Raw genomic sequence first — 13,900 nt, forward strand, 5'->3', positions numbered from 1 at the left:
TGGGATGTGCGGCTCATGGCTGCAACACCGAAGAGACCAGCAGTTGTGAGTACGGATGCTGCGGGTCATCGAGAATCTGATCGGTGAGGCCACTTTCAACCACTTCCGAGCGGCGCATGACCATCAGCCGGTCCGCCAGCAGCCGCGCGACCGCCAGGTCGTGGGTGACGATGACCACCGCCAGGTCCAGTTCGCGAACCAGCCCACGCAGCAAATCGAGCAAACGCGCCTGCACTGACACATCCAGCCCGCCAGTGGGCTCGTCCATGAACACCAGCCTGGGGCTGGACACCAGATTGCGGGCGATTTGCAGACGCTGCTGCATGCCGCCGGAAAACGTGCGCGGCAGGTCATCGATGCGCTGCGGGTCGATTTCAACCTGAGTCAGCCAGTCCAGCGCCGCACTGCGAAGTTGCTGGTAATTACGCACGCCCTGCGCCATCAGACGCTCACCGATATTGGCCCCGGCCGAAACGCCCATGCGCAGGCCATCGCGCGGGTTCTGCTCGACAAAACCCCATTCGGTGCGTAACAAAGTGCGACGCTGCGCCTCGCTGGCGCTGTACAGGTCGAACCAGCTGCCACCCTTGCCTCGGTAGTCGATGTTGCCGCGATCCGGCGGGCAACGTCCGCTCAACAACGACAGCAAGGTGGATTTGCCCGAGCCGGACTCGCCGACAATGCCCAGCACTTCACCGGGGTACAGGTCGAAACTGACGTCCTGACAGCCCTTCTGCACACCGTACAGACGGGTCAGCCCGCGGACCTTGAGCAAGGGCTGTGCAGGTTCGGCCTGGCGTGCACCTTCGGGGCTCAATGAGCATGCACTGATCATCGGGCGGTCTCCTGCTGCTTGACGCGCTGAGCGCAGAAATCGGTGTCGGAACAGACAAAACTCTGCGTTCCGGCGTCATCGAGAATCAGTTCGTCGAGAAACGAATCAGGGCTGCCGCAGATGGCGCAGCACTGTTCCCAGCGCTGCACTTCAAACGGATGGTCTTCAAAATCTAGGCTCACCACCTGGGTGAACGGCGGCACGGCGTACAAGCGTTTTTCGCGTCCGGCACCGAACAGCATCAGCGCCGGGCTCATGTGCAGCTTGGGGTTGTCGAATTTCGGAATTGGCGAGGGGTCCATCACGTAACGCTCATCGACCATCACCGGATAGGCATAGCTGGTAGCGATGTGGCCGAAGGTGGCGATGTCTTCGTAGAGTTTGACGTGCATGACGCCGTAGTCATCCAGCGCGTGCATCGTGCGGGTCTCGGTTTCCGAGGGTTCGATAAAACGCAGCGGCTCGGGGATCGGCACTTGATAGACCATGATCTGATCAGCGTGCAACGGTGTTTCCGGAATCCGGTGGCGGGTCTGGATGACCGTTGCATCCGGGGTGCGCTCGGTGGTGGCGATACCTGCGGTACGGGCAAAGAAGCGCCGGATCGACACCGCGTTGGTGGTATCGTCAGCGCCCTGATCGATGACTTTGAGCACGTCGTCGTCACCCAGGATCGCCGCCGTCAGCTGCATGCCACCGGTGCCCCAGCCGTAAGGCAACGGCATTTCGCGCCCGCCGAATGGCACCTGATAACCGGGAATCGCGACGGCCTTGAGCAAGGCACGGCGAATCATGCGCTTGGTCTGTTCGTCCAGATACGCGAAGTTGTACGCCTCATCTCGCGCTGGTCGGGTCTGTGCAGTGCTCTTGACTGGAGTGTTCATTGGTCGCTCTCCGGGTTCGGTGCAGACTTGCGCAGCTTGCGGATCAGTTCCAGCTCGGACTGAAAATCCACGTAATGCGGCAACTTGAGGTGCGAGACAAAGCCCGCCGCTTCGACGTTGTCGCAGTGCGCCAGCACAAACTCTTCCTGCTGCGCGGGCGAACGGATTTCTTCGTTGAATTCCTCGGCACGTAACGAGCGGTCCACCAGCGCCATGCCCATCGCTTTGCGCTCCGCATTGCCAAAGGCCAGGCCGTAACCCCGAGTGAACTGCGCCGGTTCGCTGGCCGAGCCGACGAACTGGTTGACCATCTCGCATTCAGTGATTTCGATGTCGCCAATCACAATCGCAAAACCCAGCTCTTCGGGCTCGATCCAGACCTCCACGGCACCGACGCGGATCTCTCCGGCGAACGGATGATTGCGCCCATAGCCACGCTGGGTCGAGTAACCCAGCGCCAGCAGAAAGCCCTCATCGCCACGCGCCAGTGCCTGCAAGCGCTGCGCACGGCTGGAGGGGAATTCCAGCGGTTCACGGGTGATGTCAGCGACGCTTCCACCCTCATCGACTTCCGGCTTCATCAGCCCCTCTTTGGCCAGCAACCCCATTACGCGCGGGCATGGGTCCAGTGTCGCCTGCGCCGCCACGCCGGGCCCCGGATGTTCGCCTTCGGCCAGCAAGGTGAAATCCAGCAGCCGGTGGGTGTAGTCGAACGTCGGCCCCAGCAACTGGCCGCCGGGCACGTCCTTGAAGGTCGCTGACAAACGCCGGTCAAGCTGCATGTTCGAGGTGTCGATGGGCACGCTGGCGCAAAAACGCGTTAGCGTCGTGCGGTAGGCGCGCAGCAGAAAGATCGCTTCGACCAGGTCGCCCGCCGACTGCTTGATCGCCAGCGCGGCCAGTTGCGGGTCGTACAGCGAGCCTTCGCTCATCACCCGCGCCACGGCCAGCGGCAACTGCTGACGGATCTGCTCGACGTCGAGTTCGGCGATGTCTGTATCGCCACGGCGCTTGTTGGCCAGCAGGCGGTGGGCGTTATCGATGGCCTGTTCGCCACCCTTCACGGCAACGTACATCAGGCACACTCCTGCACGCGGGTGCTGCGTGGCAAACCGAGCATCTGCTTGCCGGCCAGAAAGAACACGTCCAGCCCGCTGGGAAATGAGTTACGCGAATCGCGCTCGGTCCAGAAACCGGCTTCAAGCGGCAAACTCACTGTGTTTTGCCGTTCGATGCCGGGGCCGCTCCAGCTCAGCGCTGGCCCGCCTTCAAGGTTCGGCAACTGGATCAGCAAGGTGCAGGACTGGTCCGGGTAACGGTCATTGCCGGTATCAAAGCCGTCCAGATGGTGGGCAGTGGCCAGGTCGAGCAACGCAAAGCGCGCCGCCTGGCGATTACTGACAATCGGGCTGGCGCAATGAAAGGCAATGTTTGCCCGAATGGCCGGGGTATCGAACGCAGGGGCAAGCCAGACCGGCGTGTCCAGGTCCAGCAGCGCCAGGCACAAGGCATGAGTGGCGCTGTCCAGGCCTTGCAAGGCAGGCGGCAGATGCCCGGCGGGCAACGTGTGCGCGATCCCAGGCCCGGCCAGCGCTTTCAAGGCCATGCGAAAGCTGCGTTGCGCATCAAGCACAGGATCGGTAAAGGCAGGTTGCAGAAGGATGGCACTCATCAGTCTTCTCCTCGGACCAGGGTAAAGAATTCCACTTTGGTCGCAGCGGTTTCAGCGTCCTTACGGGCCCGGCGCTCGGCTTGTGCACGCGTCAGGGGTTCGATCAGTTCGTTCAGCCACCAGGCCTGCTGCGCACCCTGCAAGTGGGCGTCGGCCAGTGCAGCCAGTTCAGCGTGGCGCTTGTCGCGTCCGGCCAGATAGCTGTAGCCGGTACGCCCGTCGGCAAGGCGCACCACGCAGCGTGTCACGCTCATTTCGCCCAGATTGAAGGCCGAGCCGGTGCCGCCCATCCGGCCGCGCACCAGGGCCATGCCGATTTCCGGGGCGCGGATCATCTGGTATTCGGTATCGCGCAGTGCGGCTTCATGACGGTTCAACTGTTCGCGGCTCGGCTCATCGACATGGGCGCGGGCCAATACGCCCATCCAGTGCTGGCGCGCGGCTGTTTCGGGACTTGCTGACATGGAACACCTCGACATCATCTGGTTGGAATGGCAGTCGCCACCTGGTACTGGAAGCGGTCGGAGCGGCTGACCGAGCGGGAAAGCTCGACCGGCTGCCCCGCTCCGTCGCAGGAAACGGTCAGCACCGTCAGTGCAGGCATGTGCCGGGGCATCAACAGCAACCCGGCTTCTTCGCGTGACGGCAATCGCGCGCCGATCAGACTTTGCGCGCGACTCAACGGTAGCCCGCGTTCAGCCAGGTACTGACGCACCGAGCCGCCCTGATAATCAGCCAGCAACTCGTGGAAAACGGCGCTGTAACGGTGGAAAATCAGGCTTACCGCCTGACCGTCCAATTTGCGCAAGGTCTGCAGCTCGATCACTGGCGCATGCTCGGCCAGGCCCAGATGCAGCGCATCTTCATGGCTGGCCTGGCACTCGCGACGCAGCAGCAGAATGGCTTCCACGCCTATGCCCTGCGCCGACAACGACTGGCTGTAGGCACTGTCGGCCTGCATCGGGTAGATCAGCGGACGCTCCAGCACCTGAGTACCCTTGCCCTGACGGCGCAATACGCTGCCTTCACGCACCAGTTCATCGACCGCGCGGCGAATGGTGTGGCGATTGACGCTGAAGCGCTCGGCCAGCTGAAACTCGGCAGGCAGGTAGTCGCCGGGCTGGTAGCCGGCCAGCTCGTCGCGTAGGGTTTCGGCCAGCCCGAGGTATAACGGCTCGTCTTGTCTAGACAACTGCATGGTTAAAAAAAGTGTTCATGGGAACACCTCCTCTTCAATCAAATGAATTGCTTGCGCAGGCGCTGCGACACAATGTCGATCAGGCTTACCACCACGATGATGACCAGCAGCACGGCACTGGTCTGGACGAACGCAAAGGCCCGGATGTTTTCCCAGAGAATCACCCCGACGCCACCCGCACCCACCATGCCAACGACCGTCGCTGAGCGCACATTGGATTCAAACCGGTATAGAGCATAGGAGATCCACAGCGGCATGACCTGCGGAATGACGCCATAGATCACTTCCTGTAGCGCGCTGGCTCCGGTGGCGCGCACCCCTTCGACAGGGCCAGGCTCGATGGCTTCAACGGCCTCGGCAAATAGTTTGGCCAGCACGCCGGTGGTGCTGATCCACAACGCCAGCACCCCGGCGAAAGGCCCGAGACCGACGGCGACCACAAACAGCATGGCGAAGACCATTTCGTTGATCGAACGAAACGCATCCATGCAGCGCCGCAGCGGCAAGTGAATCCACCACGGGGTGATGTTCTCGGCGCAGAGAATGCCCAGCGGAATGGAACAGACAATCGCCAGCGCCGTGCCCCACAGGGCGATCTGGATCGTTATCAGCATTTCCTTGAGGTAGCTGCGCCACTCGCGAAAATCGGGCGGAAAGAAGTCAGAGGCGAACGTCGCCATGTTCGATGAATCGCGCACCAGCGCCATCGGGTTCATCTCCGCGCCCTGCCAGGCCCAGGCCAGAGCAGCAAGCAGCAGCCCCCAGCCCAGGTAACGAGCCCCGTTGGGCTTGCCCGCCACCTGAGCGTATGCACCGTGAGTATTCATGTGGATCTCCCGCCGACAGCCTGTCGATCAACCCGCGGTACTGGTCGCGGTTTTCTGGTTAAGCTCGGTAATGCGTTCCTGCAATTTGCTCAGGCTGGCATCGATGTCCTTGAGACGGCTGGCCTTCTCCTCTGCGTTCAGCGTGGTGCTGGCGACGACTTCAGTGCGTTGCTTGAACAGTTCAAGCTGACGAATCGGCAACAACTGGTCATCACTGGACTTGAGGAATTTGCCCATCTGCATGTTCTTGAGGACGGTTTTCTCTTCGTCGGTATCGCCATAGCTGGCGAAGAACTCACGAATCTTCGTCTTGTTTTCGTCCGACAGCGCCTTGCTCCAGACAATCGGGTCGGCTGGAATCAGCGGCGACTTCCAGATCACTTTCAATTGTTCGACCTTGTCCGGCTGCGTCACGGCCAGGCGGTCCCAGCTTTCGGTGTTGAACGTCGCGACATCGAGCTGGCCCTTGGCAACGCTCAGTGCGTTGACTTCGTGGCTGGAATTCAAGGTGCGCTTGAACGCCGTGGAGGCGTCCACATGGTTTTTGGCGAACACGTAATAACCGGGCACCAGATAGCCCGAGGTAGAGTTCGGGTCACCGTTGCCGAAGGTCAGGCTCTTGGCGTTCTTGAGCATGTCTTCGACGGAGTTGATCGGGCTGTCCTTGCGCACGATCAGCAGGCTCCAGTAACCGGCGGAACCATCGGCAGCGGCGGTCTGAGCGAAAATCTCGCCGTTGGAACGGTCCACCGCTTCCAGCGCAGCCTTGTTGCCCAGCCACGCCACATCGACCTTGTTGAAGCGCATGCCCTGAATCAGCCCGGCATAGTCCGACGCGAAGCTGGCATTGACCTTGAGGCCGGTTTTCTTGCTCATGTCATCGAGAAACGGCTGCCAGATACTTTTCAGGTTCTGCGACGATTCGGTGGACATGATGCCGAAATTGATGACTTTTTCTTCCGCTGCCTGGACCGTGCCCAATGCACAGGCGGTCAGCAAAGCGGCAGACGCGAGGACGCGACCGATACGGTTGAACATGCAAGCTCTCCTGATTAGGGGGTGATGTTGAGAAGCTTCAGACTTTAGCCAGTGCCAGACGCGGCTTTTGCCGGACGCGACGGCTGCGTTCGGTGATCATCAGGCTCGCGTCTTCGTCTGCGCCGTACAGGTCGTTAAGGAACGGCTTGCTGAGGTCCTGCGCCGGACCGTCGTAATGAATGCGCCCGCCTTTAAGGGCCACGGCACGCGGGCAATAGCGCACGGCGTAATCGACCTGATGCAGCGTGACGACGACTGTCTTGCCATCCTGGCGGTTGATGTCGGCAAGAATTTCCATGACCCGACGGGCCGATTCGGGGTCGAGCGAGGCAATCGGTTCATCGGCCAGAATCACTTCGGCGCGTTGTGTCAGCGCACGGGCGATGGCCACCCGTTGCTGCTGGCCACCCGACAGCGTCGAGGCACGCTGAGCGGCCAGATCAGCCAGCCCGACCCGATCCAGTGCGACCATGGCGCGCTGCTTTTCCTCACGATTGAACAACCCCAGGCTGCCACGCCAGCGCGGCATACGGCCCAGGCAACCGATCAGGACGTTGTCCATCACGCTGAGACGATTGACCAGATTGAACTGCTGAAAGATGTAGCCGATGTCGGCGCGCAGGCGCCGTACCTGGCCATTGAGACGCCCGGAAGACTGAACCTCGCGCCCCAGCACCTGAACCTGACCGCCATTGCTGCGATCACAGCACGCCAGCCCCGCAAGGTGTCGTAATAAGGTCGACTTGCCGGAGCCCGAAGCGCCAATCAGGGCAACCATTTCACCGGGTTGTATAGACAACGCCAGATCAAGCAAAGCGCTTTTGTTTGAAAAGGTCTTGTTCAGGCCCTGGACATGAATGGCTGCGTTCATGAGGCTTCTCGGTCTGGGCACGACCCGGGACAGGTCGTATTCGGTGTCAACCAAACTGAACCTGTGTTGTTGCAGCCTCATGAACCGCGAGTGACGAGCTGATAACAGTTTGTCGCAGGGAGTGTTGCAGCGTGTATGACTCAGCGCAGATCTCGGGAGCAGCTACGTGCCGATGCGCCGGCAGGCTGTTCGGGAGGTGCCTGGGCGTAAGCCCGGGTATGACTGCAGACTCCCGGCAGATCGCTAAAGCGCTGGCGGTTCTAAAGATGCCGTGACATCAAAGCTGCGCAGGCATGCGAAAACCGCGCAATGCAGTCATATCGAAAGGATTGGGCGCGCGCTGGCTCGACAAAAGATAATGCGCGCGCATGCCGCCGACATCGGCTTTGAGCAGTAGCACATCACGTCCTTGCAAAGGCTCGGTCTGCATCAGGTCGAAGAGGCGAAACAGCGACCATGGGCCGTTGTTCTTTTCTATGCCCAGCGGCCGTCCGAGCCTGCCGTCCATGACCAGACTCGCGCGCCCATTGTCGATGCCTGCCGGCCATTTGAACCCCATCGGCACGATTGGACCGTGGCGATACTCCAGCGACTGATCGCCCAAACGAAATTCCGCGCGGCGCACGCCAGGGTCAAGTGTGTAGGGCTCAAGGGTGAATTGCACCTGCGGCTCCGGTGTGTGAGTGCTGAAGAAGCTTTTGCGGATGTCATGCACGCCGGCCATCTGGTGCAGGTAGGCACGACTCATCGGCAGGCTGTAACCGTCGAGGGTGCGCAAGCGGAGGTTTCCCGGGCTGCCGCTGACAAAAGGCCTCAGATAGTTATCGAAAAACCGCTCGGCAATGCCTTGTGGCCCGAAGAATTCACGAAAGTCCTCAAGCGCCACGTCGCTGCTGCTGTGGGCATGAAACGGATAGCGTTTGTCGAGAGACTGCTCATAGAAACTGTAAAGCTCGGCCTTGTAGCGTTGGTTCAGATAGTGGTGAGACTGATACAGCACGAAACTCCAGGTGTCTTCAGCCAGCTTGTCAAACCAGCCGCCGACGGGTTGAGGCAACACTGTCGCCGCGCTGCGCAGGTTGTTCAGTGCATCTCGCTGCCCGGACATCCGCCCTTTGGCCATCTCGTAGGCAGCCAGATCAGGTTGACCGGAGCGTGCCAGCGCGGCCATCTGCATCTGCAACTCATTGACGGCGTTCAGCGCAGCCATCAGGTCGACTGAGGGACCGCTTTCATCATCCAGCAATCGATGCAGCGCATCAAAACGTCGCTGCAATGATTTCTTGGCTGTCTCGGGCAAACTACTGGCAGCCGACTGTTGCAATTGCTCGCCAAGAGCAACCGCCTGGTCAAGCACAGCAGGGGTTGAAACTGTTTTACCGACTTGTGTTTTCGCAGCGTCAAGGCTGTCCGCAAGCATCGGAAACCGCGTGTTGTCGCGCACCTCGGTCAGCAACCTCAGCAAAGGCGAATGGGCCGCCGCCAGGCCTGCCATTTGCACTGCGCCCTGAGCTGGCCCCTCAAAAGGATGCAATGAAACCCGGCCAATGGCCTCTGCCCAATGGTCGGCGTAATCCCGGAAGTACAGCTTTTCCAGCTCGACCATCAGCGCGCGCAATTGAGTGACGCTGAACGGTGCCCCCTCCCCCAGTACCCAATTGTCACGCATGATTTCAGTCACCAGTCCGGTGCCGTGTGTGACGAAGTACCGCTCGTAACCCTGACGCGTATAAAGCCCTGGAATTCGATAGTCGGCACCTGCCAACACTGCTTCTTGTGGCCCGGTGTGATGAGCCAGGCTGTAATCCGGCAATACCCGGGCTTTTTCACGCAGCACCCGATAAACCACATTGGCGAGTGATTCGTTACGCAACACCTGACGCGCCTGCGCCACCAGAGCATCATTGGCCGGATAGACAAAAGGCAGCGCAAGCAAGCGCTTGAAATGCTGGTTCAGCTCGCGCTGAGCCTGTGCGTGCCCGGCATAGCGAATTGACCAGTCGGCGGTGGCCCATGCCTCCAGTGCAGAAGGTAACCGGTGCTCTCGCTGAACCAGCATCAGATAGGCGCGAAGGCTGCTCAGCAATTGCTCGCGGTCCTGCAGGCTGTCCAGTATCCGGGCTTCGAACATGCTGACCATTCGTGGCAGCAGTTGCGTCTGCAAACCAGCGTGATAGGCGCGCATAAGTACCTCGTTGGCAGGCTGTCCCTGATAAAGCCCGCTACGTTCGTACAGAGCGACTTCGTCGCTGTCCGGAAATACCCGAGCGGCCTCGTAAAGGGTGTTCAAGCTGGCCAGGATCGTCAGCAGATCATCTTCGGCGGTGAGCGATGACGTCTGCCGCGTCCACTGCTCACCCAGTGTGCGAAGCTTTTCCAGCCTGTCGTGGTTAGCATTGAAGCCGGTCGCCCAGAGCGCACCAGACACCGCCAGAAATAGCAGCGCTGCACAATACATACCCTTTTGCCGCCACTGGATTTTCTTCCGGGCTTCTTTGCCGAGCATGGCCAGATCGGACTCAGGAAAAATGACATGACGTAACAGATCATGAATAAACCGTGCGCGGCCACCGTGTTGCACAGGAAGACCCGCATCGGTTTCAGGCTCAGGTTGTTGACCGCCCTGCTGCATGACGTGGGGTGCACGGGTCAGGTAAAAGCCACGCAATTGACTGGCTCGCTGATAGCGGTTCCCGGAAAACGCCAACTCGGCAAAAATATTCAGCCGGCGTCCGATGCCCCCAAGCTGATTGGGAAACTCGAGCATTCTCCCCCGACGCTGGCTGTCGCGCTCCTGATGAATACGAGTTATGACCTGACTGCCCAGGCGCTGTAGCAAGGTCTCGAACGCCTGACTGATGACGTCGACATCGGTGCGTCGCTGCCCTTTTTTGAACGTTGTCCCAAGGACCTGCTCACTTTCCTCGCGAGACAATTGATCAAAGAAATCATCGAAACCCGCTATCGAGTCTGCTTTGGTCAGCACCAGGTAAACCGGAACATCAACGTGCAACCGGCGAAAGATCTCGTCCAGACGAACACGTACATCTCCAGCGACTTTCTCCAGACGCTTGTCCAGGCCATCAAGAAGAATATCCACCGGCAATGTCACCAGCACACCGCTGAGCGGCTGCGTTCGCAGACGTCCCTGTAACAGCCCCAACAGCGTCATCCATGCGCCGCCGTCCACTTGGGGATCAGGCTGATCGAAATAGCGGCCCGATGTGTCCAGAAGGATCGCCTGGTGTGTGAAGTACCAGTCGCAACTGCCGGTACTGCTCGTATCGCGAGTCAGTTTGCGAGCCGGTCTGTCGAGGGGGAAATCGAGCCCGGAAAAATCCAGCAGACTGGTCTTGCCACTGCCCTGAGGGCCGATCAATACATACCAGGGCAGCTCCTTGCGGCCGCGAGCGCCCAGTTCTCCAAACAGAGCGGAATCCTTGAGGACGCGCTGGGCATCCGTGAAGCGACTGGCAAGTTCCAGGCGCTCCTTTTCCATCACAACCGACTTGCGCAGGCGCTCTTTGCCCGTCTCACTTTCCTCGGCCTGCCTTTTGATCAGGCTACCGCGCCAGTTGGTAAAGACCATCCCCAGCCCCCACACCAGAAACAACACACTGATTGTTATCAACCGTGCGCTGGTGCCTTCCCAGAACCTGTTATCCGACACCGCCAGCAGCGGACCAAAACTCCATATCGATGCCGCCAACAAAAACACCAGCAACAGTGACCAGACCCAGGTTTTACACAACACTTCAATGAGCTTTTTAAAGAGGGATTTCATGACTTTTCTCTTGTCAGGATCGAGGCTCGAGCACTGTCGAAAGTGCTGACCGATAAGGTGTGAGTACAGCCTCACGCTGCTCGCTCAGCACCCAGGCGAACCCCGAATACAGCACTGTCAGACTGGTAAAGGTGAACAGCACAATCAGCCATATCGGCACAATACGCAGCGGACCGTTACGTGATGACTCCGCGCCTTGCCAGTGAGGTGAAAGGGTTCGAGAGACGTCGCCTCTGAGGTGCCTTATCTGCCGGTAAAGGCTGTCCCGGATATCTTCCAGTTCACTGCCATTACGGCGGGTCGAGCGGTATTTCCCTTCAAACCCGAGTGCCAGACACAGGTACATCAACTCAAGCATCGGCAAGTGTTTGAACGGGTTGGTGGAAAGTCTTTCGAGCAATTGAAAGAACTTTTCCCCGCCGAATGTTTCCTTGTGAAAGCGGCTCAGCAGGCTGATCTTCGACCAGTCACTTGCGCTGCCCCAGCGCGTATTCAAAACAGCTTCGTCCACCACCGTGCACAACACATAGCGTGCGGCGAGTAGCTGATCGTTATCGATTGCGCGCTTGCGGGCCTCGGCCTCGAACAGCTTTACCTGGTCCGACAGCTGTACGTTGAGAAAATGAATATCGCCAACTTCGTCTGCAACAGGCAGCCTCGCTACCTGAGCAAGCAGCCCGCTTGCCGCTGCAACCAGCGGATTGACATGAATATTGAAGCGCTCGTCTGTTCTCCCGGAGTTCTGGACCCGTCGCGCCGTTGGGCCCTCAGGGATATTCGTGTCGTTGACGTCGGTAAACAGGTCATCGCCCCGGGCGGCATCAACCCAGCCATAGTCAATAGTGCTGTCTTCGCGACGGCCTTGCTCATCGTTCAATTCGTTCATCAGTTTCTGATCGCCCAAAACTGCAATTCAAGCCCCGAGAACTCGCCTGACACATGAAAGGCGAACCCTCCGGACTTATCGATTCCAATCTGCTCCTGATCGTTGATGTCGAGAACGAAGTAAGTCTTGTTGGCATGAAACGGGATCTGTCGGGGTGCCACGGGCAGCGGCCTGAGCCTGATACCGGGAAGATGCAACGCTACCAGTTCACGGATACTCTCCACAGAACCGACCTTGAGGTGCGACGGCAATCGAACGCGCAGTTCTTCGGCATCGCATTGCGCGCGGGCAGCCAGCACAAATGAGGCGGTTCCCAGCAGCTCACCGTCGATGCGAGGAGAAACCAACACACCGTACTGCCTGGGCTGCAACTCGAGTTCCAGCGCATGCTGTTCAACGACCATCGACAACAATTGTCGAATGGCAAGCATCACACTCCTGAACGTCGCCGCCTGATCTGTATGTTGGTAGCTGCTTTCCAGTCGAGGGCGCCTTGTTTCAGTGCCAAACGTCGCCAGCTCACCCAGTAGCGTCAGCAATAAGCGATACAGCTCTTCAGGGTGAAGATGTCGAGTCTCCAGATAGTGCCGAAGCACCAACGCACTGCGATTGATCAATTGCAACATCATGAAATCACCCACCTCGGCATCGCTGGCCTGGCCGCGCGAACTGATGCGCGCAGCAATGACATCGCCTCGGTGCTGCAACAGGCTTGTGACCTCCTTCAGGCACGACATCAAGTACCGGGAACCGCCGGCATTGACGAATGTGGCAGAGTATTCAGCGTCCAGTGTTATTGCCTTGTCAGGGCTGCAGATCAGGATATGGCACAACTTGAGCATCACGTAGGTGTGCTCGCCTTGTGGTTCACCCAGCAGCAGACGAAACTCGGGGCGCGCGCAGACAACCGGTGTGGAACTGCCCTCTCCAGCGTTGGAATCCGCGACGCTGGCGGCGTAGGCGGTGAAACGCGCGAACACATCCGACTGTTCCTGGCTACGTGCTTCGATGCAATTACCCGCTACGATCGGCAGTGCCACATAGACCGACAGGTTTGAAGTGTTGGGCGCAATATCCAGCGCCAATGGACGCTCACGGTCACCGATATCGAAGACGCTACCATCCGGGAATATGCCCGAGGCCTGGTTGAGCACAATCTGCCCAGAGCTCAGAAATTGCCGATCAATTTCCAGCGCCGTGAACCCCCAGTTGAAGGCCCCCGCCAGACGGGTACGCACTTTCAACTGATGATCGTAATAACGGTCGTTATGCTGAAAGTGCTGCGGACGCAGCAGCATGCCTTCCTGCCAGATAACCTTGTGCGAATTCATGTGGGATTTCCTGCGCTGATCGGGCTGTCGACTCGCTGGATGCCAGACTCATCCAGGATGAAAGCAGCATGATTCTGTTGTTCGGGGATTATCTGAATCACATGACGCCAGCGGGTCTCCGGCAGGTTGCGATAAGCCGCCAACAGGCCGACGTAACGACTGCCCTCTTCCAGTTTCAGCTTCAATGCAATGCTCTCGCCGGGACGAAGCTCAAACTCTTCGCTTGCGACAAGGTCCTGCTCCATTACATGATCCGTACGCTGATACAGTGAAAAGAAATCCATCGATTGAAACGTGACCGGACGTTTGAGTTCCAGCAGTTTCAGAACAACTGGAGACGGCCGGCCATTCAAATCCGGATTGAGCTTATGGTCCGCGCGTAGCGTGATATCCAGACGGGTTTGTGTAGAGTATGGCGAAAGCGCTGAGCAACCGGCGAGCGTGAGCAACAGCAGTAACCGGGCCAGCCGGGTGCAATAAAAAATCATCGAAGTTATTCCTTTAAGTCTGGAGCGAAGGCCATCAACCTTTCGCGTTATTGTTATTTAACGCGATTGACCGGTTCGGGGCTGCC

13 protein-coding genes are annotated in these 13,900 nt (G+C 59.1%); all 13 read right to left on the minus strand.

All coding sequences use genetic code 11. From position 1 onward, the window contains the following. Window positions 1–13 precede the first annotated feature (13 nt). Window positions 14–835: a phosphonate C-P lyase system protein PhnK gene (gene phnK / locus QRN38_RS13505; RefSeq protein ID WP_054068865.1), complete on the minus strand. Its 822-nt coding sequence runs from the start codon at window positions 833–835 to the stop codon at window positions 14–16. Next, a complete protein-coding gene (locus tag QRN38_RS13510) occupies window positions 832–1,719 on the minus strand; it encodes an alpha-D-ribose 1-methylphosphonate 5-phosphate C-P-lyase PhnJ (RefSeq protein ID WP_057418657.1) in 888 nt (295 codons plus the stop codon). Before QRN38_RS13510 ends, phnK begins: the two co-directional genes overlap by 4 nt. Further along, complete coding sequence (locus QRN38_RS13515) at window positions 1,716–2,795, minus strand: carbon-phosphorus lyase complex subunit (protein ID WP_057418656.1); 1,080 nt, start codon at window positions 2,793–2,795, stop codon at window positions 1,716–1,718. Before QRN38_RS13515 ends, QRN38_RS13510 begins: the two co-directional genes overlap by 4 nt. Further along, window positions 2,795–3,391, minus strand: coding sequence for a phosphonate C-P lyase system protein PhnH (phnH, locus tag QRN38_RS13520; RefSeq protein ID WP_057418655.1), 597 nt, complete (start codon window positions 3,389–3,391; stop codon window positions 2,795–2,797). The genes QRN38_RS13515 and phnH overlap by 1 nt, the downstream gene beginning before the upstream one ends. Further along, the gene (phnG, locus tag QRN38_RS13525) at window positions 3,391–3,855 is read right to left on the minus strand and encodes a phosphonate C-P lyase system protein PhnG (RefSeq protein ID WP_057418654.1); all 465 of its coding nucleotides are present in this window, start codon (window positions 3,853–3,855) and stop codon (window positions 3,391–3,393) included. Before phnG ends, phnH begins: the two co-directional genes overlap by 1 nt. A gap of 14 nt (window positions 3,856–3,869) precedes the next feature. Beyond that, complete coding sequence (gene phnF, locus QRN38_RS13530) at window positions 3,870–4,589, minus strand: phosphonate metabolism transcriptional regulator PhnF (protein WP_057418653.1); 720 nt, start codon at window positions 4,587–4,589, stop codon at window positions 3,870–3,872. A 38-nt stretch (window positions 4,590–4,627) separates the two neighbouring features. After that, complete coding sequence (phnE, locus tag QRN38_RS13535) at window positions 4,628–5,416, minus strand: phosphonate ABC transporter, permease protein PhnE (RefSeq protein ID WP_057418652.1); 789 nt, start codon at window positions 5,414–5,416, stop codon at window positions 4,628–4,630. A 27-nt stretch (window positions 5,417–5,443) separates the two neighbouring features. After that, window positions 5,444–6,454 (minus strand): phosphonate ABC transporter substrate-binding protein, encoded by a 1,011-nt coding sequence (gene phnD, locus QRN38_RS13540; protein WP_007246947.1) that lies wholly within the window; start codon window positions 6,452–6,454, stop codon window positions 5,444–5,446. 37 nt (window positions 6,455–6,491) lie between these two features. Next, the gene (phnC, locus tag QRN38_RS13545) at window positions 6,492–7,325 is read right to left on the minus strand and encodes a phosphonate ABC transporter ATP-binding protein (protein ID WP_054091035.1); all 834 of its coding nucleotides are present in this window, start codon (window positions 7,323–7,325) and stop codon (window positions 6,492–6,494) included. A 277-nt stretch (window positions 7,326–7,602) separates the two neighbouring features. Beyond that, a complete protein-coding gene (gene tssM / locus QRN38_RS13550) occupies window positions 7,603–11,109 on the minus strand; it encodes a type VI secretion system membrane subunit TssM (RefSeq protein ID WP_057418651.1) in 3,507 nt (1,168 codons plus the stop codon). Between the two features lie 13 nt (window positions 11,110–11,122). After that, window positions 11,123–12,013, minus strand: a complete 891-nt coding sequence (gene icmH, locus QRN38_RS13555) for a type IVB secretion system protein IcmH/DotU (RefSeq protein WP_010213773.1) — start codon at window positions 12,011–12,013, stop codon at window positions 11,123–11,125. Further along, window positions 11,995–13,326: a type VI secretion system baseplate subunit TssK gene (tssK, locus tag QRN38_RS13560; RefSeq protein WP_010213774.1), complete on the minus strand. Its 1,332-nt coding sequence runs from the start codon at window positions 13,324–13,326 to the stop codon at window positions 11,995–11,997. The genes icmH and tssK overlap by 19 nt, the downstream gene beginning before the upstream one ends. Continuing rightward, window positions 13,323–13,814, minus strand: coding sequence for a type VI secretion system lipoprotein TssJ (tssJ, locus tag QRN38_RS13565; RefSeq protein WP_057418650.1), 492 nt, complete (start codon window positions 13,812–13,814; stop codon window positions 13,323–13,325). The genes tssK and tssJ overlap by 4 nt, the downstream gene beginning before the upstream one ends. Window positions 13,815–13,900 lie beyond the last annotated feature (86 nt).

The sequence above is a fragment of the Pseudomonas sp. CFBP2511 genome (assembly GCF_030209255.1).
Lineage (GTDB): Bacteria > Pseudomonadota > Gammaproteobacteria > Pseudomonadales > Pseudomonadaceae > Aquipseudomonas > Aquipseudomonas avellanae.